The organism is Pseudonocardia sp. 2-7, assembly GCF_056341085.1.
Window position 1 is genome coordinate 761,862 of record NZ_CP094507.1, and the last position, 23,327, is coordinate 785,188.

A 23,327-nucleotide genomic window follows, 5' to 3' on the forward strand; every position below is an offset into this window, starting at 1 on the left:
CTGGCCGACGTGACTCCCGCCCCCGACTCCACGCCCGACACGGCGACGACGACCGGTCGCCTGGTCCTGGCCGCGACCCCGCTGGGCGACCCGCGGGACGCGTCGCCGCGGCTGCGGGAGCTGATCGCCACCGCCGACGTCATCGCCGCCGAGGACACCCGCCGGTTCCGGACCCTCGCCGCGGCGCTGCCGGTCACCTACACCGGCCGCATCGTCAGCCACTACGACGCCGTCGAGGCCGAGCGGCTGCCCGGCCTGCTGTCCGCGGTCCGCGACGGCGCGACCGTGCTGGTCGTGTCCGACGCCGGCATGCCCGCCGTCTCCGACCCGGGCTACCGGCTCGTCGCCGCGGCCGCCGCGGAGGACCTCCCGGTCACCTGCGCGCCCGGCCCGTCCGCGGTGACCACGGCACTGGTCCTGTCCGGGCTGCCGTGCGAGCGGTTCTGCTTCGACGGCTTCCCGCCGCGCCGCTCCGGCGAGCGCCGCCGGTGGCTGGAGACCCTGCGCGACGAGCGCCGCGCCGTGGTGTTCTTCGAGTCGCCGCGGCGGACCGCGGACACCCTCGCCGACGCCGTCGCGGTACTGGGGGAGACCCGGCGTGCCGCGGTGTGCCGGGAGCTGACCAAGACCCACGAGCAGGTCGTGCGCGGCACCCTGGCCGAGCTGCACTCCTGGGCCACCTCCGGCGACGTGCTCGGGGAGGTGACCGTGGTGCTGGCCGGCGCCGAGGCCCGGGAGGCACCGCCGGTCGAGTCGCTGGTCGACGCCGTCCGGGAACGCACCGACGACGGCGAGCGTCTCAAGGACGCCGTCGCCGCCGTCGCCGAGGCCGCGGGCGTGCCGAAGCGGGACCTCTACAACGCGACCCTCGCCGCCCGGGACTGACACCGCAGCCCGCGCGCTGTCGCCGCACCCGTCGCTGCGGGTGCGACGGCCCCCGGTGCGGTGCGACGGCGGGCAGGGCGGGGCGAGCGAGCGGTCAGGCCGTCGCAGGGGTGCGCGTCGGGATCGCCCGCATGACGGGCTCGACGTAGCGGGCGGCGATCGGGCCGAGCACCGCCATGATCAGCACGTACGCCGTGGCCAGCGCGGACAGCTCGGCGGGCACGGCGGCGTAGCCGACGGCCAGCCCGGCGATGACGATCGAGAACTCCCCGCGGGCGATCAGCGCGGCCCCGGCGCGGGCCCGGCCCATCCGCCCGATCCGTGCGCGCTTCGCCGCCCACCAGCCCGTCGCGTACTTGGTCGCGGCCGTCGACACGGCGAGCACGAGCGCCCAGCCGAGCACCGGCGGGATGGCCCGCGGGTCGGTCGACAGCCCGAACACCACGAAGAACACCGCGGCGAACAGGTCCCGCAGCGGCTCCAGCAGCTTCGTCGCGTTCTCCGCGGTCGAGCCGGAGATCGCGATGCCCAGCAGGAACGCGCCCACCGCGGCGGACACCTGCATGGCCTGGGCGAACCCGGCGACCAGCAGCGCGGCGCCGAGCACCTTGAGCAGGAACACCTCGCGGTCGTCGGAGTCGACGACGGCCGAGACGTAGCGGCCGTAGCGCAGGGCCACGACCAGCACCACCGAGATCACCGCGAGCGACACCGCGACCGCACTGATCCCGCCCCACAGCGTCACGCCGAGCAGCAGCGCCGTGAGGATCGGCAGGTAGAGCGCCATCACCAGGTCCTCGAAGACCAGCACCGACAGCACCACCGGCGTCTCCCGGTTGCCGAGCCGGCCCAGGTCCGACAGCACCTTCGCGACGATCCCGGAGGAGGAGATGTAGGTGACCCCGCCCAGCACCATCGCCCCGACCGCGCCCCAGCCCAGGACCAGCGCGACGGCGACGCCGGGCGCGGCGTTGAGCACGATGTCCACGATCCCGGCCGTCCAGGACCGGCGCAGCCCCGTGACCAGCTCGACCGCGGAGTACTCGAGCCCGAGCAGCAGGAGCAGCAGGACGACGCCGACCTCGCCGGCCAGCGAGGTGAAGTCGCCGATGTCGCCCAGCGGGATGACGCCGCCCGCCCCGAACGCGAGGCCGCCGAGCAGGTAGAGCGGGATGGGGGACAGGCCGATCCGCTGGGCGAGCCTGCCGAGCAGGCCGAGCCCGAAGAAAACGGCGCCGAGTTCGAGCAGTTCGAGTGCGGTGTGGTCCACGACTACCGGGGCGGCCTCAGCCGCGCGCGAGGATGTCGGCGGCCTGCTCCAGCTTCTCGGCCGTCCCGACGGCGATCACGATGTCCCCGGCCGCCAGCACGTGGTCCGGCGTCGGCGACGGGATCACCTGGCCCGCGCGCATGATCGCGACCACCGACACCTGGGTGCGGGTGCGCAGCGCGGTGTCGCCGAGCGGGCGGCCGTCGAACGGGCTGTTGAGCTTGATCGGCATCTTGCGGGTGGTGATGCCCGGGAGGTCCGCGTGCTCGTCCGTCAGCTGGTTGACCAGCTGCGGGGCGCCGAGCAGGTTCGCCAGGGCGCCCGCCTCCTCGGTGGTCAGCGGCAGCTCCGCGACGCAGGCGTCCGGGTCGTCGGCACGGGAGAGGATCAGGTCGATCTTCCCGTCGCGGTGCGCGATGACCCCGACCCGGCGGCCGCTGCGCAGCTCGATCTCCTTCCGCACCCCGATCCCGGGCAGCGGCGTCACGTCGACGTTCACCCCTGCAACGGTACGCCGCGCACACCGGCCGTCGGAAACACGCTCGTGACCGGCGCCGCCGAATGACCGGGCCCGCCCGGGGGTAGCCGGGGACCATGCCTTCGGACCTGCCCCCGCACGTGATCGTGCTGTTCGGCGCCACCGGCGACCTGGCGAAGCGCAAGCTCTTCCCGGGTCTGCTCCACCTGCAGAACGAGGGGCTGCTCCCCGAGGACTTCCGGGTCATCGGGTCCGGCCGGCACTCGCCCGGCTCCGACGACGAGTTCCGCGACCGCATCCGCGGCGCCCTGTCCGACGACACCGGCTGGGACGGCTTCGCGCCGCGGCTGAGCTTCGTCGTCTCCGACGCCGACGACGGCGCCGACCTCGCCGACGCGGTGCGGCGCGCGGAGAAGGACCTCGGCTCCGACGACGTGCGCCGGCTCGTCTACCTCTCCGTGCCGCCGACCGCGATGACCCCGATGGTCGCGATGCTGGGGGAGACCGGCATCGCCGAGCGCTCCCGGCTGGTGCTGGAGAAGCCGTTCGGCACCGACCTGGAGTCCGCGAAGGAGCTGAACGCGGGCCTGAAGGACGTCTACGACGAGGCCGACATCTTCCGCATCGACCACTTCCTCGGCAAGGAGTCGGTGCAGAACATCCTCGCGCTGCGCTTCGCCAACGGTCTGTTCGAGCCGGTGTGGAACCGCCAGAACATCCGCTACGTGCAGATCGACGTCCCCGAGGAGATCGGGATCGAGGGCCGGGCGTCGTTCATGGAGTCCACCGGCACGTTCCGCGACATGATCTCCACGCACCTGTTCCAGATCCTCGGGTTCGTCGCGCTGGAGCCGCCGCACGAGATCGCGCCGGACGCGCTGCACGCGGAGAAGGCGAAGGTGTTCGGATCGATCCGGCCGCTCGACCCGTCGCGGGTGGTGTTCGGCCAGTACGCCTCCTACCGCGACGAGGAGGGCGTCGCCGACGACTCGGAGTCCGAGACGTTCGTCGCGCTGGAGACCTACGTCGACAACTGGCGCTGGTTCGGCGTCCCGTTCTTCCTGCGCACCGGCAAGGCGATGGGCGCGACCCGGCGCACCGTGACGATCGGCTTCGACGAGCCGGCGCTGACCATGTTCCCGGGCGGGTCGTTCACGGGCGACGCCCAGGACGGGCCGCCCACCGAGCTCGTGATCGAGCTGGCCGACCAGGTGTCGGCCGAGCTCGACGTCCGGGCGAAGGTCCCCGGCCCGGAGCTGAAGGTCGGCCGCGGCCGGATGCGGCTGGACCTCGACAGCGTCGGTGACCCCGACGACGCGCTGGAGGCCTACGAGCGGCTGCTCCTGGACGTCATGAAGGGGGACCGCACACTGTTCACCACCACCGAGGAGGTCGAGCGGCTCTGGGAGCTGTGCGACCCGGTCCTCGCCGATCCGCCGCGGACGCAGACCTACCCCGACGGGTCCTGGGGCCCGCAGGACGCGCTCGACCTGCCCGGCCCGCGCGGCTGGCGGGTGCCGGAGTGAGCCCCTCGCGCAGCGAGCGCTACCTCCCGATCGCCGAGCACGGGATCATCGGCGACCTGCGCTCCGCGGCGCTCGTCGGCACCGACGGCACCGTCGACTGGTTCTGCCCGGGCCGGTTCGACGCGCCCAGCGTCTTCGCCTCGCTGCTCGACGCCGACCGCGGCGGCCACTGGAGGCTCGCGCCGTGCGTCGACGAGACCCAGCTCGCCAGCCAGCAGCAGTTCTACTACCCCGACTCCAACATCCTCATCACCCGCTTCCTCACCGCCGACGGCATCGTCGAGGTGCAGGACCTCATGGTGGTGCTGCGCCCGCACGACCCCGACCACCGCCAGCGGCTCGTCCGCCGGGTGACCGGGGTCCGCGGGTCGGTGCCGATGACCGTCGAGGTGGTCCCGCGACCCGACTACGCCCGGGAGACCCCGAAGGTCGAGAGCGCGGGCGCCGGCATCCGGTTCACCGGCAGCGGCGTCACCCTGGACCTGACGTCGTCGGTGGAGCTGGAGATCACCGACCACGCCGCGGGCGCGGAGTTCCGCACCGCCGAGGGCCGCACCGAGGTGTTCGTGCTGGAGGTGGACGCGACCGGGGAGCCCACCCCCTGCGACGACGCCGCGGAGGCCCTGTTCACCGGGACCGTCTCGTTCTGGAAGGACTGGCTGGCGCACTCGTCGTACACGGGGCGGTGGCGCGAGCGCGTCCACCGCTCCGCGCTCACCCTCAAACTGCTCACCCACGAGCCGACCGGCGCGGTGATCGCGTCGCCGACGATGGGGCTGCCCGAGCAGCTGGGCGGCGAGCGGAACTGGGACTACCGCTACGTCTGGATGCGCGACGCCGCGTTCACCCTCTACGCGCTGCTGCGGCTCGGGTTCACCGAGGAGGCGGGCGCGTTCATCGGCTGGCTGTCGGGCCGGTTCGGGAGCACCCGCGACGGGGACCAGGGTCCGCTGCGCGTGATGTACACGATCGACGGCGACGAGACCCCCGACGAGGTCGAGCTCGACCACCTCGACGGCTACCGCGGCTCGCGCCCGGTGCTGGCCGGCAACGGCGCCGCGGACCAGCTGCAGCTCGACATCTACGGCGAGATCATCGACTCGGTCTACCTGTACGACAAGTACGGCGACGGCGTCGGCCACGAGGACTGGACGAACCTCTGCACGATCCTCGACTGGCTGCGCGAGCACTGGGACTCCCCGGACGAGGGCATCTGGGAGACCCGTGCGGGCCGCCAGGACCACGTGTTCTCCCGGCTCATGTGCTGGGTCGCGGTCGAGCGGATGATCCGGATGGCGCGCCGGCGCGGCCTGCCCGGCGACGTCGGGGCCTGGACCACCACCCGCGACGAGATCTACCACCAGATCATGGACCGCGGCTGGGACCCCGACGTGCCGCCGCGCGGGTCGTTCGTGCAGCGCTACGGCGCGACCACGCTGGACGCCTCGGTGCTGCTGATGCCGATGGTGAAGTTCTGCGCGCCCACCGAGCCGCGGTTCCTGGCGACCCTGGACGCGATCAACGACGACCTCGTCGTCGACACCCTGGTGTTCCGCTACGACGTCGAGGACTCGCCGGACGGTCTCGACGGCGAGGAGGGCACGTTCTCGATGTGCTCGTTCTGGAACGTCGAGGCGATGACCAGGGCCGGCCGCCTGGAACAGGCCCGGATCGCGCTGGAGAAGATGTTCTCCTACGGCAACCACCTGGGCCTCTACGCCGAGGAGATCGGCCTGACCGGGGAGCAGCTGGGGAACTTCCCGCAGGCGTTCACGCACCTGTCGCTGATCAGCTCCGCGATCAACCTGGACCGGGCGCTGGGGTGAGGCCGTTCAGCGGGTGAACAGGCAGGACTCGTAGAGCCGGACCCCGTGGCGCAGGGCCTGCTCGCGGGTCACGGGGCTCTCCGGGTCCAGCCAGGCCAGCACGATCTCGCCCATCCCGCCGAGGCAGAAGTGCCCGGCGACGCGCAGGTCGTCGGGCTCGATCCGGGTGTCGGCGGCGCCGCTGACCATCAGCTCGGCGAAGCCGCGGTTGGCGCTGCGGCGGCGCGCGAGCAGCGCAGGACAGCCGACCGCGTCGACCAGCGCCACGACCCGGCGCGGGTCGCGGTCGACGTCGTCGAACCACGCGGTGAGGGCGGCCCTGATCTGGGCGGCCGGGTTCGGGGCCGCCGACTGCACCGCGGCCATCGTGGCGGCGGCGCGCTCGTCGACGACGTGGTCGAACACCGCGCACCCGAGCTCCACGCCCGAGGCGAACTCCGCCGCGGCGGAGGCGGGCAGCCCGGCCCGTTCCGCGGCCGAGGAGGGGTCGATGGCGGGCCACCCGCCGTCCACCCACTGCTGCAGGGCCGCGTCGAGGAGTGCCTCGCGGTCCCGTTCACCCCGGTCCATGGGCGCCACTATGTCACCAGCAGGGGGAACGACACCCGTCTCCGCGAGCTATCCCCATCTTTGGTGATGTGCCGCCGCAGAACGGGATGGCGACGGTGAATACGCTGGAGGGCATGAGTAAAGCCGTGCTGACCGCCGTGGCGTGGCCCTACGCCAACGGCCCCCGGCACATCGGCCACGTGTCCGGCTTCGGTGTGCCCTCCGACGTGTTCGCCCGGTACCGGCGGATGGCGGGGGACCGGGTGCTGATGGTGTCCGGCACCGACGAGCACGGCACCCCGATCCAGGTCCAGGCCGACGCCGAGGGGCTGACCCCGCGCCAGCTCGCCGACAAGTACAACGGCGTGATCACCGACGACCTGCAGGGTCTCGGGCTCAGCTACGACCTGTTCACCCGGACCACGACGTCGAACCACTACCGCGTCGTGCAGGACATGTTCACCGCGCTGTACAAGAACGGCTACGTCGTCCCGAAGACGCAGCTGGGCGCGATCAGCCCGTCCACCGGCCGCACCCTGCCCGACCGCTACATCGAGGGCACCTGCCCGATCTGCGGCTACGACGGCGCCCGCGGCGACCAGTGCGACAACTGCGGCAACCAGCTCGACCCGGCCGACCTCAGGAACCCGCGCTCGCGGATCAACGGGGAGACGCCGAAGTTCGTCGAGACCGAGCACTTCTTCCTCGACCTGCCCGCCTTCTCCGAGGCGCTCGGCAGCTGGCTGTCGACCCGCACCGACTGGCGCCCCAACGTGCTCAAGTTCTCCGCCAACCTGGTGGAGAACCTCAAGCCGCGCGCCATCACCCGCGACCTGGAGTGGGGCGTGCCCGTCCCGCTCGACCTCTGGTCGGACAACCCGCTCAAGAAGATCTACGTCTGGTTCGACGCCGTCATCGGCTACCTGTCCGCCTCGGTGGAGTGGGCCCGCCGCGGCCCGGACCCGGACGCGTGGAAGCAGTGGTGGACCGACCCGGCCGCCGAAGCCTTCTACTTCATGGGCAAGGACAACATCACCTTCCACTCGGTGATGTGGCCGGCGATCCTGCTCGGGCAGAACGGTGCGGGCGACCGCGGCGGCGAGCCGGGGCCGTACGGGACGCTCGACCTGCCCAGCGAGGTCGTGTCCTCGGAGTACCTGACGATGAGCGGGTCGAAGTTCTCGACCAGCCGCGGCACCGTCATCTACGTCGGCGACTTCCTGCGCGAGTTCGGGCCGGACGCGCTGCGCTACCACATCGCCGTCGCCGGGCCGGAGAACCAGGACGTCGACTTCACCTGGGACGAGTTCGTCCGCCGGGTGAACTTCGAGCTGGCCAACGAGTGGGGCAACCTGGTCAACCGGTCCATCTCGATGGCCCACAAGAACGTGGGCGCGGTCCCCACGCCGACGGCGCCGCAGCAGGCCGACGCCGAGCTGCTCGCGTACTCGCGGGCCGGGTTCGACACCGTCGGCGGACTGCTCGCGCGGAACCGGTTCAAGCAGGCCGCGGGTGAGGCGATGCGCGTGGTCACCGCCGCGAACCGGTACCTGTCGGACCAGGAGCCGTGGAAGCGCAAGGACGACCCGGAGCGCCGGGACACGATCCTGCACACCGCGCTGCAGGTCGTGCAGGACGCCAACACCCTGCTGACCCCGTTCCTGCCGCACGCGGCGCAGAAGGTGCACGAGGCGCTCGGCGGGACCGGGGTGTGGGCCGCGCAGCCGGAGAAGACGACCGTCGACGACCTCGGCGACGGCCCCGCCTACCCGGTCCTCACCGGCGACTACGCCGCCGAGCAGGCCCACTGGGGGTCGACGCCGATCGAGGTGGGACGCCCGCTGGCCAAGCCGTCGCCGATCATCGCCAAGCTCGCGCCCGAGCTGGGGGAGACCGGGCCGGAGTGGGCCCCGGTCCAGAAGTGAGCGGACACGGCCGCCGGCCGCGTCCCGAGCCGCCGGAGCCGCTCGCCGCGCCGACGATCGACAGCCACACCCACCTCGACGCGTGCGGCTGCGAGACCGACGCCGACGTCGTCGCCGCGATGGACCGGGCGGCGGCGGTCGGCGTCGTCGGCGCGGTCACCATCGCCGACGACCTCGACGGCGCGCGGTTCGCCGTCCGCGCCGCGCACGCCGACGACCGGGTGTGGGCGGCCGTCGCGCTGCACCCCACCCGGACGGCACGGGTACCGGCCGCCGACCTCGCCGAGATCGAGCGGCTGGCCGCCGACGACCGTGTCGTGTCGATCGGCGAGACCGGCCTGGACTACTACTGGGACCACAGCCCGCCCGCCGCGCAGCAGGACGCGTTCCGCTGGCACATCGGGCTGGCCAAGCGCACCGACAAGCCGCTGATGATCCACGACCGGGACGCCCACGACGACGTCCTGCGCATCCTCCGCGAGGAGGGCGCCCCGGACACCGTGGTCTTCCACTGCTTCTCCGGCGACGCCGCGATGGCCCGGGAGTGCGCCGACGCCGGGTACGTCCTGTCCTTCGCCGGGCCCGTCACCTTCAAGAACAACCACGAGCTGCGGGCCGCCGCGGCACTGGTGCCCGCCGGGCAGTACCTCGTCGAGACCGACGCGCCGTTCCTCACCCCGCACCCGCACCGCGGCCGGGCCAACGAGCCCTATGTGCTGCCGTGGACCGTGCGGGGGATCGCCGCGACCCGCGGGGAGTCCGAGGCCCTGGTCGCCGAAACGGCCCGCCGCAACGCCGAACGGATCTTCCGGCTGCGCACAACCGATTGACGCCGTCCGCCGTGACGAGTGGCGGGGTTGTCGTCACTCACCGTCGATCACAGTCCGCTCGTCGCCACGCGCGCGTCGGAAACGCTGCTCCGGGTCACGGTCCGCTAACGTCCCTCGTCGTACCCGCCGGGACGGGGTCGCTCCCCCGACCCGCGGGACGACGACCGGTCCGCTCCCCAGCGACGGTTCCGCTCCCCGGCACCGCGCCGGTCGTCGTTCCCGCAGGTCATGGCCCCTCCCCGGACAGCCGAGCCCCCGGGAAGTCATGTCTTCGCGTCACGCCGCACCGCTCGCCGACGACGAGCTCACGCGACCGCTCCCCGTCATCGCGCCCGCCGGTCTCGCCGGCGACGAGGCCGGGTACGTCACCTACGAGGGCCGTCACCGCACCGCCGGTGCCCGCTCCCGGGCCGGGGTCCGGACGGCCGCTGCGGCCGCGCTGTTCTCGGTCCCGACCGGCGGCCTCGCCGCCGCGGTGCTCACCGCCCCGGCCGAGCAGCCCGCCCAGGAGCTCCGGGCCGGGCTCGCCGCGAACGCCACCGACCTCGGCACGGCGTCGATGAACCTCGACCGGCCCTCCTCGCCCGCGTCGTTCGCCCCGGTCGCCGCCCCGACCACCGGCTCGGACATCGTGAACGCCCAGATCGTCGAGTCGCAGAAGCTCCCGGCGCCGGAGCAGGAGGTGCAGGACCCGTCGCTCGACGAGGGCACCCGAACCGTCGTCGACCCGGGCCGTGAGGGCGCCCGCAGCATCATCTGGCGGGTCACCTACGACCAGGGCCGCGAGATCGCCCGCGAGCGCGTCGGCGCCGGTCAGGACACCCCTGCCATACCGCGCGTGGTCAAGGTCGGCACCAAGAAGAAGGTCGAGGAGACCGTCGAGAAGGCCGCCGCGAAGGCGAAGTCCTCGGCGCCCGCGGTCTCGAACGGCGCGACCTGGGACAAGCTGGCCACGTGCGAGTCCGGCGGCAACTGGGCGATCAACACCGGCAACGGCTACCAGGGCGGTCTGCAGTTCAACAAGCAGACCTGGCAGGCCTACGGCGGCGGGCAGTACGCCCCGACCGCGGACCAGGCCTCCCGCGAGGAGCAGATCGCGGTCGCGGAGAAGGTCAAGGACGACCGCGGCGGCTACAGCGCCTGGCCGTCCTGCTCCTCCAAGCTCGGCCTGAGCTGATCCCGCACGCACCCCGCCCGGGGTGCCCGGCGAGAATGGTGCCGTGAGCGACCACGGGACCGACGGCGGCCGGAGCCGGAGCATCGACGCCGACGGCGACCGGAGCCGGACCACCGCCACCGCCCGCCTGCTGGGCCCGGCCGACGTCCGGGTGCTGGCCGAGCGGCTCGGTCTGCGCCCCACCAAGAAGCTCGGCCAGAACTTCGTCCACGACGCCAACACCGTCCGCCGGATCGTGAAGTCGGCCGGCGTCGACGGCGACGACGTCGTCCTCGAGGTCGGCCCCGGTCTCGGCTCGCTCACCCTGGCGCTGCTGCCGGTCGCAGCCCGGGTGCACGTCGTCGAGATCGACCCGGTGCTGGCCGGGCTGCTCCCCGCCACCGTCGCCGAGCGTGCCCCCGAGCTGGCCGGTCGCCTCACCGTGACCGGGGCCGACGCCATGCGGGTCGGCGCGGACCGGCTCGCGGCCGACGCCGGGCCCGGTGCGGCGCCGCCCACCGCGATCGTCGCGAACCTGCCCTACAACGTCGCGGTGCCGGTGATCCTGCATCTGCTCGCCGAGCTGCCGTCGCTGCGGACCGGGCTGGTCATGGTGCAGGCGGAGGTCGCCGACCGGCTCGCCGCCGGACCCGGCTCGCGCGAGTACGGCGCCCCCAGCGCCAAGCTCGCCTGGTACGCGGCCGCCCGCCGGGCCGGGCCGGTGCCGCGCGCGGTGTTCTGGCCGGTCCCCGGCGTCGACTCCGGGCTGCTGGCCTTCACCCGGCACGACCCGCCCGCCGACGCCGACCGGGCGGCGACCTTCGCGGTCGTCGACGCGGCCTTCGCGCAGCGCCGCAAGGTGCTGCGGGGAGCACTGTCGGGCTGGGCCGGCTCGGCCGCGGCGGCCGAACAGGCCCTGCGCGCCGCGGGGGTCGACCCCACCGCCCGCGCCGAGACCCTGCCGGTGTCCGACTTCGCCCGGATCGCCCGGAACCGCCCGGCTGGGCACCCTCCCACCCGACCGGACCGTGCCGGGGGCGGCGCATGATGGCGTGGTGACGCGGTCGAGGGAACAGGTGGTCAGCGCCGACGGGACGAACCCGTGGCCCGCGCTGTGGGCGCTGGTGATCGGGTTCTTCATGATCCTGGTCGACGCCACCATCGTCACCGTCGCGACGCCCGCGCTCCTGACCTCGCTGGACGCCGACGTCAACTCCGTCGTCTGGGTGACCAGCGCCTACCTGCTCGCCTACGTCGTCCCGCTGCTGGTCACCGGGCGGCTGGGGGACCGGTTCGGGCCCAAGCGGGTCTACCTGTGCGGGCTCGCGGTGTTCACCCTGGCCTCGCTGTGGTGCGGGCTCACGACGACCGTCGGCGCCCTGATCGTCGCGCGGGTCGCCCAGGGCTTCGGCGCCGCGATGATGACGCCGCAGACCATGGCCGTCATCACCCGGACCTTCCCGGCCGCTCAGCGCGGGCGCGCGATGAGCCTGTGGGGCGCCGTCGCCGGCGTCGCGACACTCACCGGGCCGATCGTCGGCGGGCTCCTCGTCGGCGGCCTCGGCTGGGAGTGGATCTTCTTCGTGAACGTCCCGGTCGGGGTGATCGCCTTCGTCGCCGCCTGGCGGCTGGTGCCCTCGCTCGAGACCTCGCGCCGCCGGTTCGACGTCGTCGGCGTGGTGCTGTCCGCAGCGGGCATGTTCCTGCTGGTCTTCGGCATCCAGGAGGGCCAGAAGTTCGGCTGGAGTGCCGGGATCTGGGCGCTGATCGGCAGCGGCGTCGTCGTGCTGGTCGCGTTCGTGTGGTGGCAGCGGGTCACCACCAGCGAGCCGCTGGTCACGCTGCGCCTGTTCCGGGACCGCAACTTCTCGCTGGCCAACATCGCGATCTGCACCGTCGGCTTCGCGATCACCGCGCAGGGCTTCCCGCTGATGATCTACGCGCAGAGTGTGCGCGGCTTCACCCCGACCCAGGCCGCGCTGCTGCTCGCGCCACTGGCGATCTTCTCCGGCGCGCTCGCGCCGTACACCGGGCGGCTGACCGACCGCGTCCACCCGCGGCTGATCGGCGGCTTCGGGATGTCGACGTTCGTCATCGCGCTGGCCTGGCTGGCATGGGTGATGGGCCCGGACACCCCGGTCTGGCAGCTGCTGCTGCCGCTCACCCTGCTCGGCATCTCCAACTCCTGCGTCTGGGCGCCGATCTCCACCAGCGCCACCCGCAACCTGCCGATGGACCAGGCCGGATCCGGTTCGGGTGTCTACAACACGACCCGTCAGGTCGGCGCGGTGCTCGGCAGCGCGGGCATCGCGGTGCTCATGGAGTCGCGGATCGCCGCGCTCGTCCCGGGCGCGTCGGCGACCGGCGGCTCCCCGGAGGCCGCCGCGACCGGCGGCCCGCTGCCCGAGGTGCTCCGCGAGCCCTTCGCGACGGCGATGGCCCAGTCGATGCTGCTGCCCGCGGCCGTACTGGTGATCGGGTTCGTGGCCGTCGCCTGCTTCGCGACGCCGCGCCACCTGGTCGAGCACCGCGCCGCCACGGAGCGCACCGGCTCCGCGGAGTCGCTCCCCCGGTAGCTCCTCCTCCGGGAGCGGGCGTCTCCTCCGGGAGCGGGCGTCGGCGGTGGGCCGGGTGATCGGTCGGGCGGCGGTCCTCGGCGCTCCGCCGTGCCGCCCAGACCGTCTGGTCGTGAGGTCTGCACCCGTGAGGTCTGCACCCGTGAGGTCTGCACCGAGTGGGATCCGCGCCGGGCGATCCGCCTCGGGCGGTCCGCGCCGGGCGGTCGCGGATGCCTGTTGTGCGAATTCGCTCACCCGGTAAGCGAGTTCGCCGGAGAGACGGTGTCGGTGGGGACGATCCCGGTGCCGACGGTGGTAGATCGGGCGGTGTCGGGTGGGGGGCGGTCTCGGGCGGGGCGGGCGGTGGCCGTCCCACCGGCAGCGCTGTCCTACCCATCGGCCCGCGTGGGTGCCGGTTCTCCGAACTCGCTTACCGGGTAAGCGGATTCGTTGGGGGACGGGTGCCCGTGACCGGGGCTGATCGGCCTGCCGCGTCACCCGGTGCCGCGCCGCCGGGGTCGGATCGGCCGGGGTCGGATCGGCCGGGGTCGGATCGGCTGGGTCGGATCGGCCGAGGTCGGGCCGCCGGGGTCCGGCCGGCCGGCCTGACCGGGCAGTGCGGCCTGACCGGGCAGTGCGGCCTGACCGGGCAGTGCGGCCTGACCGGGCAGTGCGGCCGGATCAGGCAGCGCGGCGGACCGGCAGCCCGGCCGGCCCGGTGAGCCCGGCCACCCCGGATGCCGGGCGGCGGCGGCCCGTCCCGTGCTGCCCGTAGGGTTGAGCGGTGCTGTCCGCCGTGCCGCGACCGGTCACCGTCCGGGTTCCCGCGAAGATCAACCTGCACCTCGCCGTGGGCGGGGTGCGGCCGGACGGCTTCCACGACCTCGTCACGGTGTTCCACGCCGTCAGCCTGTTCGACGAGATCTCCGTCGAGCAGGCCCAGGAGCCCGCGCTGGAGGTGCACGGCGACGGCGTCGCCGAGGTGCCGCTGGACGCCACCAACCTGGCCTGGCGGGCCGTCGAACTGCTCGCGGAGAAGGCCGGGCGTGCCCCGGACGTGCGGGTGACCCTGCGCAAGGGCATCCCGGTCGCGGGCGGCATGGCGGGCGGCTCCGCGGACGCGGCGGGCACGCTCGTCGCGCTGTCCTCGCTGTGGCGGCTGGAGCTGGGCCGCGACGAGCTGTCCGAGCTGGCCGCCGAGCTCGGATCGGACGTCACGTTCGGCCTGCACGGCGGTACCGCGCTCGGCACCGGCCGCGGCGAGAAGATCATCCCCGTGCTCGCCCGGCACCGGCTGCACTGGGTGATCGCGCTGGCCCGCGGCGGGCTGTCCACGCCGGCGGTGTTCTCCGAGCTGGACCGGCTGCGCGGCGACGGCCCGATCGCCGAGCGGCCGGTCGAGCCCGTCCTGGAGGCACTGTCCTCGGGGGACCCGCGCCGGCTCGCGCTCAACCTGGGCAACGACCTGCAGGTGGCCGCCGTCTCGATGGCCCCGGACCTGCGCCGCACCCTGCGCGCCGGGGTCAACTCCGGCGCGCTCGCCGGGCTGGTGTCCGGGTCCGGGCCGACCTGCGCCTTCCTGTGCGCCGACGCCGACTCCGCCGTCGAGGTCGCGACCGAGCTCGCCGGGATGGGGGTGTGCCGGACGGTGCGGGTCGCCCACGGCCCGGCCGGCGGCGCCCGCATCGTCGACACCTCCGAGACCGGCGGCGACCACCCCCCCGACCGCGGCGGTCCCTCGAGCTCCGGCTCGTGGCCCCCGGTCCGTGCCTGACCTTCCCGACGGTGGAGACGTAGTTGCCCGAGAACCTGCTCAACCTGGAGAACGTCACCGCGCACGTGCCCGGTGACGCCAGCCGCGTCCTGCTCGACGGTGTCTCGCTCGGCGTCGAGCGCGGCGACCGGATCGGCGTCGTCGGCCTCAACGGCGGCGGGAAGTCGACCCTGCTCGACGTGATCACCGGCGACCGGCCCGTCGAGGGCGGCCGGGTCAGCCGCCTCGGGGGCCTGCGGATGGCGCACCTGGTGCAGCACGACCGCTTCCCGGCCGGGTCGACGGTGCGCGACATCGTCCTCGCCGAGTACGGCGCCGACCACGAGTGGGCCGCCGACGCCCGGGTCCGCGACGTCCTCGACGGGCTCGCCATCTCCGACATCGAGCGCCCCACCGACGGCCTGTCCGGCGGCGAGAAGCGCCGGGTCGCGCTCGCCGCGGCGCTGATCGGGGAGCTCGACCTCGTCGTCCTCGACGAGCCCACCAACCACCTCGACGTCGAGGGCATCGGCTGGCTCGCGACGCACCTGACGTCGCGGCGGATCGCACTCGTCGTCGTCACCCACGACCGCTGGTTCCTCGACACCGTCTGCACCCGGACCTGGGAGGTCGCGAACGGGCGCGTCGAGTCCTACACCGGCGGCTACGCCGACTGGGTCTACGCCCGCGCCGAGCGCGGCAGGCAGGCCGACGCCGCCGAGCAGCGCCGCCGCAACCTGGCCCGCAAGGAGCTGGCCTGGCTGCGCCGCGGCCCGCCCGCCCGGACCTCGAAGCCCCGCTACCGGATCGAGGCCGCGGAGGCCCTGATCGCCGACGTGCCCGCGCCGCGCGACACCGTCGAGCTGATGGCGTTCGCGACCAACCGGCTCGGGCGCACCGTGCTGGAGCTGGAGGACGCGACCGTCTCCGTCGCCGGGCGCACCCTGCTCGACGACGTGACCTGGCGGCTCGGCCCGGGCGACCGGGTCGGCATCGTCGGGGTCAACGGCTCCGGCAAGACGACGCTGCTGCGTGCCCTGTCCGGGGAACGTGCGCTCGACTCGGGCCGGCGCGTCCAGGGCAGCACCGTGAAGATGGCGCAGCTGTCGCAGGAGCTCGTCGACCTGCCCGCCGAGATGCGCGTGCTGGAGACCACCGAGGCCGTCGCCAAGTACGTGCGGTTCGGCAAGCAGGAGATGACCGCGTCGCAGGTGCTGGAGCGGCTCGGGTTCCCCGCGGCCCGCCAGTGGACCCCGGTCGGGCGCCTGTCCGGTGGCGAGCGCCGGCGGCTGCAGCTGACCCGGCTGCTGATGGACGAGCCGAACGTCCTGCTGCTCGACGAGCCCACCAACGACCTGGACGTCGACACCCTCGCCGGGCTGGAGGACCTCCTCGACGGCTGGCCGGGCACCCTGGTGGTCGTCAGCCACGACCGGTACCTCACCGAGCGGGTGTGCGACCAGGTCGTCGCCCTGTTCGGCGACGGCCACCTCACCCACCTGCCCGGCGGGATCGGCGAGTACCTGACCCGCCGTGCCGCCACCGGCCACGGCCCCGCCGGGGCCGCACCGACCGCGCCGGTACCGACCGGTGCGCCCGTCGCACAGGCGGCCGGGCCGAAGGCGAGCGCCGCGGAGCAGCGGGCCGCCCGCAAGGACGCCCAGCGCCTGGAACGACGGATGGGGCAGCTCACCGCGCAGGAGGAGAAGCTCCACGCCCGGCTCGCCGAGGCCGCCACCGAGCCCGGAAAGCTGATGGAGCTGGACCGGGAGCTGAAGGCCGTCGTCGCCGAGCGGGAGAGCGTCGAGCTGGAGTGGCTCGAGGCCGCCGAGCGCGCCGAGGGATGAGGGGTCTCTCCTACCCAGGTAGGAGAGACCCCGGGTAAGAGATCAGTAGTTCGACCGATCCGCGGCCCCCGGGTGCGCGGATACCGTCGTACTCGCGTCACGGCGGGCTGGGGAGCCTCGCCGGGGCGCGGGGGGAGAGACGGGCCGGTTCCGTCGCCACAGTCGGGGGGTGGCGACGGAACCGGGCTCGTGGCGGTGAGTCCGCCGCCCGCGGCTGTCACCGCGATGCCGGCGCGCACGGCCTCCTGGGAGAGCCGGGTCCTGCCGCGCCGCCCGGCCCGACCACGGTGACCAGCCGCGCGGTGCCGCCCGGCGTCGAGGGCCAGGTGGGCGACCAGCCCCCGGACCCGCGGGCCCGCGGGCAGCAGCTCGCACCCGTCGCCGTCGCCGTCGGTGACGGAGACGAGGCCGAGCATCCGGATCGACATCATGGTCATTGTGCCCCGGAACGATGTCGGGGTGTCGTGGCACGGTGGGACCGTGGAACTGGATGACGAGTTCGTCGTGGACGGTCACCGGGTGCGCTGGACCGCACGGGGCTCGGGACCGCCGGTGGTGTTCTGCCACGGCACCCCCTGGTCGTCGTGGCTGTGGGCGCCGATCGCCGCGGCGGTGGCCGGGTCGCACCGGGTCCTGCTGTGGGACATGCCGGGCTACGGGGCGTCCGGGCACAGCGCGGACGTCTCGCTCGGCGTACAGGGCCGGGTGCTGGCCGGGCTGCTCGAGCGGTGGGACCTGCCCGAGCCACCGCACGTCGTCGCCCACGACTACGGCGGCGCCGTCGCCCTGCGTGCGCACCTTCTGCACGGCGCGGCCTACCGGTCGCTGACGCTGGTCGACGTCGTCGCGCTCGCCCCGTGGGGTTCGCCGTTCTTCCGGCTGGTGCGGGAGAACGCCGAGGTGTTCGCGGCGCTGCCGGGGCCGCTGCACGAGGCACTCGTCCGGGCCTACGTGCGGGGTGCCGCGCACCGGCCCCTGCGGCCCGCCGACGAGGACGCGCTGGTCGGGCCGTGGTTGGGCGAGCAGGGTGCGGCCGCGTTCTACCGCCAGATCGCGCAGGCCGACCAGCGCTTCACCGACGAGGTCGAGCCGCGCTACGGCGAGCTGGACCTGCCGGTGCGGGTGGTGTGGGGCACCGAGGACACCTGGATACCGGTCGACCGCGCGCACCGGTTGACCGCAGCGGTACCGGGGGCCGAGCTGCACCTGGTGCCCGGGGCAGGGCACCTGATCCAGCTCGACGCCCCGGAGGCGCTCACCGCGCTGGTGCTGGGGGCACTCAGCCGGACGCCGTGACCACCTTCGCCAGCTCGTCGAGCTTCGCGAGGGTCTCGGACTCGGGCAGTGTCGGGAGCAGGAAGGTGACCCGCTCGACGCCCGCCTCGGCGTACCCCGCGACGACATCCGGGTCCGGCTCCCCGCCGAACACCGTGGTCGGCACGTCCGGCTTGCCCCGCTCGGCGAGGACGTCACGGACGCGGCGGATCTCGTCGAAGGAGGTGTGCCCGCGCGGGAGCCAGCCGTCGCCGACCTCGGCGAGCCGGTTCAGCGCGGCCTCGCTCTCCCCGCCCAGGTAGATCGGCGGGGTGCGCACCGGCTTGGGCCAGGAGAAGGACCGCTCGACGTCGAGGTGGTCGCCGTGGAACTCGGCCTCGTCCTCGGTCCACAGCGCCCGCAGCGCGTGCAGCTGCTCGGTCATCAGTGGTCCGCGGGTCCTCGGATCGACGCCGTGGTTGCGCATCTCCTCGCGGTTCCACCCCGCGCCGACGCCGAACAGCAGCCGTCCGCCGGACACCAGGTCGAGGCTGGCGGTCTGCTTGGCGGTGTGGATGATGTCGCGCTGTGGCAGGAGCGCGATCCCGGTGCCCAGGAGCAGGCCGGTGGTCGTCCCCGCCATCGCGGTGAGCGCGACGAACGGGTCGAGGGTGCGGTAGTACACCCGCGGCAGGTCGCCCCCGCCGGGGTAGGGCGACTCCCTGCTGGTGGGGATGTGCGAGTGCTCGGCGAGGAACACCGAGTCGAAACCGCGTTCCTCCAGCGCCCGGCCCAGCGGCCCGGGACGGATGCCCTCGTCGGTCACGAACGTTGCGATACCGAACTTCATGACCCCCGGGTACCCGGCTGGCCGGACGGTCACGCCCCCCCGGCCAGCCGGTCCAGCAGCAGGGCCTCCGCCAGCACCCCGCGCCCGAACATGCCCAGGTGCAGGCTCTCGTCGATGCCGTGCCAGCGGCTGGCCGGGTCCCCGACCCCGGTGACCAGCACCGCCGCGCCCGGGAAGGTCCGCGCGAACTCCGCGATGAACGGGATGGAACCGCCGATGCCGGTCTCGACGGCGTCGTTGCCGTAGGCGGCGGAGAACGCGGCGCGGGCGTGGTCGTAGACCTCGCCGGCCGACGACAGGCTGAACGGCTCGGCGACGCCGTGCCCGGGCGTCACCGACACGTGCGCTCCCCACGGGACGTTGGCCTCCAGGTGCTCCGCGAGAGCGCGCTGGGCCTCGCGGGCGTCCTGGCCGGGGGCCAGCCGCATGCTGACCATCGCGCGGGCGCGGGGGAGCAGCACGTTCGAGGCCTCGGCGACCTTCGGCGCGTCGATCCCCAGCACCGCGACGGCGGGGGCGTGGTTGACCCGGTCCGGGATCGAGCCGGTGCCGAGCAGCTCGACGCCGTCGAGCAGGCCCGCGTCGGAGCGGTAGGTCGCCTCGTCGGGGTCGGGCGCGTCGGAGCTGCCGCGCACCAGGCCGGGGACGGCGACCTCGCCCTTGTCGTCGTGCAGGGTGGCCAGGGTGCGGCACAGCGCGGTCAGCGCGTCCCCGACCGGGCCGCCGTAGACCCCGGAGTGCACCGGGCGCTCCAGCATCGACACCTCGACGACGACGTCGACCAGGCCGCGCAGGCTGGTGGTCAGCGCCGGCACGTCGACGGCCGGGTTGGCGGCGTCGGCGATCACGATGACGTCGGCGGAGAGCTTGTCGCGGTGCTCGGCCAGGAGCGCGGTCAGCGTGGGGGAACCGGACTCCTCCTCGCCCTCGATGAACAGCACGACCCCGACCGGCGGCCGTCCCTCGTAGGCGCGGAGCACGGCGAGGTGGGTCATGACGCCGGCCTTGTCGTCGGCGGCGCCACGGCCGTAGAGGCGCCCGTCGCGCTCGGTCGGCTCGAACGGCGGGCTGGTCCACTCGTCGTCGCCGCCGGTGGGCTGGACGTCGTGGTGGGCGTAGAGCATGACCGTCGGCATGCCCTCGGGTGCGGGCCAGTGCGCGACGACGGCCGGGGCCCCGCCGTCGGCGGAGATGATCTCGACCGAGGCGGCGCCCGCGTCGCGGGCCAGCGTCGCGACGGCGTCCGCGGAGCGGCGGGTGTCCTCGGCGTGTGCCGGGTCGGCCCAGATGCTCGGGATGCGGACCAGCGCCTCGAGGTCCGTGCGCGCGCCCGGGAGGACGGCGTCGACGGCGGCGGAGAGGTCGGCGGGAGCGGGGGCGGTGTGCGGCTCGGCCATGCGCCCGGATGCTACGCCGCGGCGCGTCGCGTACGGCCGGTCGTCGATCGTGCCGCCCCGCACGGGCGGTTCGTCGCTACATTCGGGCCCATGTCCCGATTCCTGGCGACGTTGCTGGAGTCCGCGACCGTTCCCGGCGGGCTCGCCCGTGGGATGACGACGGGGGAGCCGCACGATCCCGTTCGGCGTTCCTGGGCGGAGGTGCACGAGACGGCCCGCGGGATCGCGGACGCCCTGCGACGCCCCGGCGAGGACGGCGGCCCGGCCCTGCCCTTCGGCGGCGCCGTCGGGGTGCTGGCCGGCGAGCCCGCGGCGATCGCCCCCGCCGCGCAGGCGGTGTGGCTGTGCGGCGGCAGCGTGACGATGCTGCACCAGCCGACCCCGCGCACCGACCTCGCCGAGTGGGCCGCCGACACCGTGACCACCCTGGGCATGGTCGACGCCGCGATGGTGCTGCTCGGCCCGCCCTTCGACGCGCTCGCGCCGGTGCTGACCGAGCGGGGCGTCCCGTTCCGGATGCTCGACTCGCTGACCGGCGACCCCGCCGCGTTCGTCGCGGACGCCGCCGTCGCCGACGAGGGCGACACCGCGCTGCTGCAGCTCACGAGCGGTTCGACCGCCGCCCCGAAGGCGGTCCGGATCACCCACGCGAACCTGCACGCCAACATCGGGGCGATGGTGACCGCGTCCGCTCTGGACCTCGCGACCGACCGGATGGTGTCGTGGCTGCCGCTGTTCCACGACATGGGGATGGTCGGGTTCCTGACCGTCCCGATGACGGTCGGGCTGGACCTGGTCACCGTCACCCCCGCGGACTTCCTGGGCCGCCCGCGGCTGTGGGCCGAGCTGATCTCGTCCTACGGCGGCACCGTCACCGCGGCCCCGAACTTCGCCTACGCCGTGCTGGCCCGCCAGCTCGCCCGGGTCGACGACGGCGCGCTCGACCTCTCCTCGCTGCGGCTGGCGCTCAACGGCGCCGAGCCGGTGGACCCGGCGGCCGTCGCGGCGTTCACCGAGGCCGGTGCCCGCTTCGGGCTGCGACCGGAGTCGGTCCTGTGTGCCTACGGGATGGCGGAGACCGCGCTCGGGGTGTCCTTCGCGCCCGTCCACACCGGGCTGACGGTGGACCGGGTCGACGCCGAGTCCCTGGAGACGCACCGGCGCGCCGAGCCCGCGGGCACCGGTCCGGTGCGGGAGTTCCCCGAGCTCGGACCGCCGCTGCCCGGGATCGAGGTGAAGGTCGTCGGCAGCGGCGGTCGCGTACTGGGCCCCCGGGAGGTCGGGGTGCTGCACCTGCGCGGCGACGCCGTGACGCCCGGCTACCTCACCGTCGACGGCCCGGTGTCCACCCAGGACCGCGACGGCTGGTTCGACACCGGCGACGAGGGCTACCTGACCCCCGACGGCGCCGTCGTGGTGTGCGGCCGCACCAAGGACGTGATCATCATGGGTGGGCGCAACATCTACCCGACCGACATCGAGCGGGCCGCCGGTGCGGCCGAGGGCGTGCGCGCGGGCAACGTCGTCGCGGTCCGGATCCCGGCAGGTGACGGGCGGCGCCGGGAGTCGTTCGCCGTCGCCGTCGAGGCGAAGGGGGCCGACGGCCCCGAGGCGGTGCGTGCCCTCCGCGACGACGTGATCCGCCGCGTCGTCTCCGCGGTGGGGGTGCGGCCGGCCGAGGTCGCGGTGCTGGCCCCGGGGAGCCTGCCGAAGACGCCGTCGGGGAAGCTGCGCCGCACCGCGACGGCGGACCTGCTCACCGCCCGTCGCTGACCCGGACGCACGGGAGCCCCGGTCCCTGCGGAGGGACCGGGGCTCCCGTGGAGGACGGGGCTCAGCCCGACAGCGGGTGGAACCGGTTCTGCGCCGGCTCCAGGCCCTCGGACAATAGGGCCTCGGCGGCGTCCGCGGCGAGGTCCAGACCGAGGTCCAGCTCCTTGTTCTCCACGCCGGAGAACCGCTTGAGCACGTAGTCCGCCGGATCCTGACGACCCGGCGGCCGGCCGATGCCGAACCGCACGCGCAGGTAGTCCTTCGTCCCGAGCGCCTTGCTGATCGAGCGCAGGCCGTTGTGCCCGCCCTCGCCACCACCGCGCTTGAGACGGATCACGCCGAAGTCGAGGTCCAGCTCGTCGTGGACGACGATCACCTCGGTCGGCGGGATCGAGAAGTACTGCACGAGCCCGGCGACCGGGCCGCCCGAGAGGTTCATGTACGTCCGGGGGACGGCCACGGTCACCGGGCGACCGGCGAGCCGGCCCTGCGCGATGTCGGAGTTCGACCGCTTGTGCGCGGAGAACCGGCCGGCGCCGGCCCGCGTCGCCAGCAGTGCGGCGACGCGGGTACCGACGTTGTGCCGGGTGCCCTCGTAGTCCGGCCCCGGGTTCCCGAGTCCGACGACGAGGGCCGGCCCCGGCACGGGGCTCACTTGTCGGAGGACTCGGAGTCGCCCTCGGAGTCCGCGGAACCCTCGGCGGAGTCGCCCTCGGCCTCGGCGTCGGTGGCCTGCTCCTCGTCGGACGGCTCCTCGACCACACCGGCGCCCTCGGTGTCGATCTCGGCCTCGAGGTCCTCCTCGGTCGGGGCCGGGACGACCTGCACGACGAGGTACTCCTCGTCGGTGCGCAGCTCGACGCCACCGGGGAGCTTCAGGTCCTTGGCGAAGTACTGGGTGCCGATCTCGGCGTCCTCCACGGAGATCTCGATGTTCTCCGGGATGTTCAGCACGTCGGCCTCGACCAGGACGGTGTTGAGGTCCTGGGTGACCAGCGAGCCGGGGACGGCCTCGCCGGTGACGACGACGTCGAGCTCGACCTCGACCTTCTCGCCACGCTTGATGACGAGCAGGTCGACGTGCTCGATGTAGGGGCGCAGCGGGTGCACGACCACGGTCTTGGTCAGCGCGAGCTGCGGGCTGCTGCCGTCGACGTCGAGCTCCAGCACGGCGTTGCGGCCCTGCTCGCGGACGACCGCGGCGAACTGCAGCGACGGCAGCGACAGGTGGACGGGGTCGGTCCCGTGGCCGTAGAGGACGGCGGGGATCTTGCCGGCGCGACGGGTGCGGCGGGCGGCGCCCTTGCCGAACTCGGTCCGGGTCTCGGCGGGAATGCGGGTCTGGGCCACGGGAACTGCTCCTCGAACTGTCTGCGGTGGAAGGCGCGCGCGGCGAGGAGCCGACCGGGATCGGCCCACGTCGATCACGGCGGGTCAAGAGTGCACCCGC

At 73.9% G+C, this 23,327-nt stretch carries 19 protein-coding genes; 12 read left to right on the plus strand and 7 right to left on the minus strand.

The genetic code is table 11. The annotated features are described in order from the left end of the window. Positions 1-9 precede the first annotated feature (9 nt). Positions 10-885 (plus strand): 16S rRNA (cytidine(1402)-2'-O)-methyltransferase, encoded by an 876-nt coding sequence (gene rsmI, locus MTO91_RS03895; RefSeq protein WP_476653822.1) that lies wholly within the window; start codon positions 10-12, stop codon positions 883-885. Between the two features lie 94 nt (positions 886-979). Here the strand turns inward: rsmI and MTO91_RS03900 are convergent, their stop codons facing one another. Together MTO91_RS03900 and MTO91_RS03905 are read right to left on the minus strand one after the other, a co-directional pair. After that, positions 980-2,155 (minus strand): cation:proton antiporter, encoded by a 1,176-nt coding sequence (locus MTO91_RS03900; protein ID WP_251787057.1) that lies wholly within the window; start codon positions 2,153-2,155, stop codon positions 980-982. A 16-nt stretch (positions 2,156-2,171) separates the two neighbouring features. Beyond that, positions 2,172-2,654: a cation:proton antiporter regulatory subunit gene (locus tag MTO91_RS03905; RefSeq protein ID WP_476653823.1), complete on the minus strand. Its 483-nt coding sequence runs from the start codon at positions 2,652-2,654 to the stop codon at positions 2,172-2,174. A gap of 95 nt (positions 2,655-2,749) precedes the next feature. Here MTO91_RS03905 and zwf point away from each other — a divergent pair, with 95 nt between their 5' ends. Further along, complete coding sequence (gene zwf / locus MTO91_RS03910; RefSeq protein ID WP_476653824.1) at positions 2,750-4,159, plus strand: glucose-6-phosphate dehydrogenase; 1,410 nt, start codon at positions 2,750-2,752, stop codon at positions 4,157-4,159. After that, positions 4,156-5,985, plus strand: a complete 1,830-nt coding sequence (locus MTO91_RS03915; protein ID WP_405419426.1) for a glycoside hydrolase family 15 protein — start codon at positions 4,156-4,158, stop codon at positions 5,983-5,985. Before zwf ends, MTO91_RS03915 begins: the two co-directional genes overlap by 4 nt. A gap of 6 nt (positions 5,986-5,991) precedes the next feature. Here MTO91_RS03915 and MTO91_RS03920 read toward each other — a convergent pair whose 3' ends face one another. Continuing rightward, positions 5,992-6,555 carry a TetR/AcrR family transcriptional regulator gene (locus MTO91_RS03920; RefSeq protein ID WP_251787060.1) on the minus strand — a complete coding sequence of 188 codons (564 nt, stop codon included), beginning with the start codon at positions 6,553-6,555 and terminating at the stop codon, positions 5,992-5,994. A gap of 113 nt (positions 6,556-6,668) precedes the next feature. On the opposite strand from MTO91_RS03920, the gene metG reads away from it, so the two are divergent. From metG to MTO91_RS03960, 8 genes are all read left to right on the plus strand, one after another. After that, a complete protein-coding gene (metG, locus tag MTO91_RS03925) occupies positions 6,669-8,459 on the plus strand; it encodes a methionine--tRNA ligase (protein WP_251787061.1) in 1,791 nt (596 codons plus the stop codon). Then, positions 8,456-9,289, plus strand: a complete 834-nt coding sequence (locus tag MTO91_RS03930; RefSeq protein WP_476653825.1) for a TatD family hydrolase — start codon at positions 8,456-8,458, stop codon at positions 9,287-9,289. The genes metG and MTO91_RS03930 overlap by 4 nt, the downstream gene beginning before the upstream one ends. A 265-nt stretch (positions 9,290-9,554) precedes the next feature. Further along, positions 9,555-10,466, plus strand: a complete 912-nt coding sequence (locus tag MTO91_RS03935; protein ID WP_476653826.1) for a transglycosylase family protein — start codon at positions 9,555-9,557, stop codon at positions 10,464-10,466. A 127-nt stretch (positions 10,467-10,593) separates the two neighbouring features. After that, positions 10,594-11,493, plus strand: coding sequence for a 16S rRNA (adenine(1518)-N(6)/adenine(1519)-N(6))-dimethyltransferase RsmA (gene rsmA / locus MTO91_RS03940; RefSeq protein ID WP_476654803.1), 900 nt, complete (start codon positions 10,594-10,596; stop codon positions 11,491-11,493). A 7-nt stretch (positions 11,494-11,500) separates the two neighbouring features. After that, positions 11,501-13,021: a DHA2 family efflux MFS transporter permease subunit gene (locus tag MTO91_RS03945; RefSeq protein ID WP_476653827.1), complete on the plus strand. Its 1,521-nt coding sequence runs from the start codon at positions 11,501-11,503 to the stop codon at positions 13,019-13,021. Positions 13,022-13,787: 766 nt separating this feature from the next. Then, the gene (locus tag MTO91_RS03950) at positions 13,788-14,777 is read left to right on the plus strand and encodes a 4-(cytidine 5'-diphospho)-2-C-methyl-D-erythritol kinase (RefSeq protein WP_062400202.1); all 990 of its coding nucleotides are present in this window, start codon (positions 13,788-13,790) and stop codon (positions 14,775-14,777) included. Positions 14,778-14,800: 23 nt separating this feature from the next. Further along, positions 14,801-16,603: an ABC-F family ATP-binding cassette domain-containing protein gene (locus tag MTO91_RS03955; RefSeq protein WP_476653828.1), complete on the plus strand. Its 1,803-nt coding sequence runs from the start codon at positions 14,801-14,803 to the stop codon at positions 16,601-16,603. 480 nt (positions 16,604-17,083) lie between these two features. Continuing rightward, positions 17,084-17,899 carry an alpha/beta fold hydrolase gene (locus tag MTO91_RS03960; protein ID WP_253066870.1) on the plus strand — a complete coding sequence of 272 codons (816 nt, stop codon included), beginning with the start codon at positions 17,084-17,086 and terminating at the stop codon, positions 17,897-17,899. Here the strand turns inward: MTO91_RS03960 and MTO91_RS03965 are convergent. After that, complete coding sequence (locus MTO91_RS03965) at positions 17,883-18,707, minus strand: LLM class F420-dependent oxidoreductase (protein ID WP_405419409.1); 825 nt, start codon at positions 18,705-18,707, stop codon at positions 17,883-17,885. The genes MTO91_RS03960 and MTO91_RS03965 overlap by 17 nt on opposite strands. Positions 18,708-18,736: 29 nt before the next feature. Beyond that, positions 18,737-20,104, minus strand: a complete 1,368-nt coding sequence (locus tag MTO91_RS03970; protein ID WP_476653829.1) for a M20/M25/M40 family metallo-hydrolase — start codon at positions 20,102-20,104, stop codon at positions 18,737-18,739. A gap of 90 nt (positions 20,105-20,194) precedes the next feature. Here MTO91_RS03970 and MTO91_RS03975 point away from each other — a divergent pair, with 90 nt between their 5' ends. After that, positions 20,195-21,877: a fatty acyl-AMP ligase gene (locus MTO91_RS03975; RefSeq protein ID WP_476653830.1), complete on the plus strand. Its 1,683-nt coding sequence runs from the start codon at positions 20,195-20,197 to the stop codon at positions 21,875-21,877. Between the two features lie 61 nt (positions 21,878-21,938). Here the strand turns inward: MTO91_RS03975 and pth are convergent, their stop codons facing one another. Further along, a complete protein-coding gene (gene pth / locus MTO91_RS03980) occupies positions 21,939-22,532 on the minus strand; it encodes an aminoacyl-tRNA hydrolase (RefSeq protein ID WP_062400221.1) in 594 nt (197 codons plus the stop codon). After that, complete coding sequence (locus MTO91_RS03985; RefSeq protein ID WP_357545894.1) at positions 22,529-23,227, minus strand: 50S ribosomal protein L25/general stress protein Ctc; 699 nt, start codon at positions 23,225-23,227, stop codon at positions 22,529-22,531. The genes pth and MTO91_RS03985 overlap by 4 nt, the downstream gene beginning before the upstream one ends. Between the last annotated feature and the right edge of the window lie 100 nt (positions 23,228-23,327).

Bases quoted from the DNA above. Each gene is read 5' to 3' on its own strand.
- MTO91_RS03965 (WP_405419409.1), bottom strand. From the start codon at position 18,707: ATGAAGTTCGGTATCGCAACGTTCGTGACCGACGAGGGCATCCGTCCC.
- metG (WP_251787061.1), top strand. From the start codon at position 6,669: ATGAGTAAAGCCGTGCTGACCGCCGTGGCGTGGCCCTACGCCAACGGC.
- MTO91_RS03920 (WP_251787060.1), bottom strand. From the start codon at position 6,555: ATGGACCGGGGTGAACGGGACCGCGAGGCACTCCTCGACGCGGCCCTG.
- MTO91_RS03935 (WP_476653826.1), top strand. From the start codon at position 9,555: ATGTCTTCGCGTCACGCCGCACCGCTCGCCGACGACGAGCTCACGCGA.
- MTO91_RS03975 (WP_476653830.1), top strand. From the start codon at position 20,195: ATGTCCCGATTCCTGGCGACGTTGCTGGAGTCCGCGACCGTTCCCGGC.
- MTO91_RS03970 (WP_476653829.1), bottom strand. From the start codon at position 20,104: ATGGCCGAGCCGCACACCGCCCCCGCTCCCGCCGACCTCTCCGCCGCC.
- zwf (WP_476653824.1), top strand. From the start codon at position 2,750: ATGCCTTCGGACCTGCCCCCGCACGTGATCGTGCTGTTCGGCGCCACC.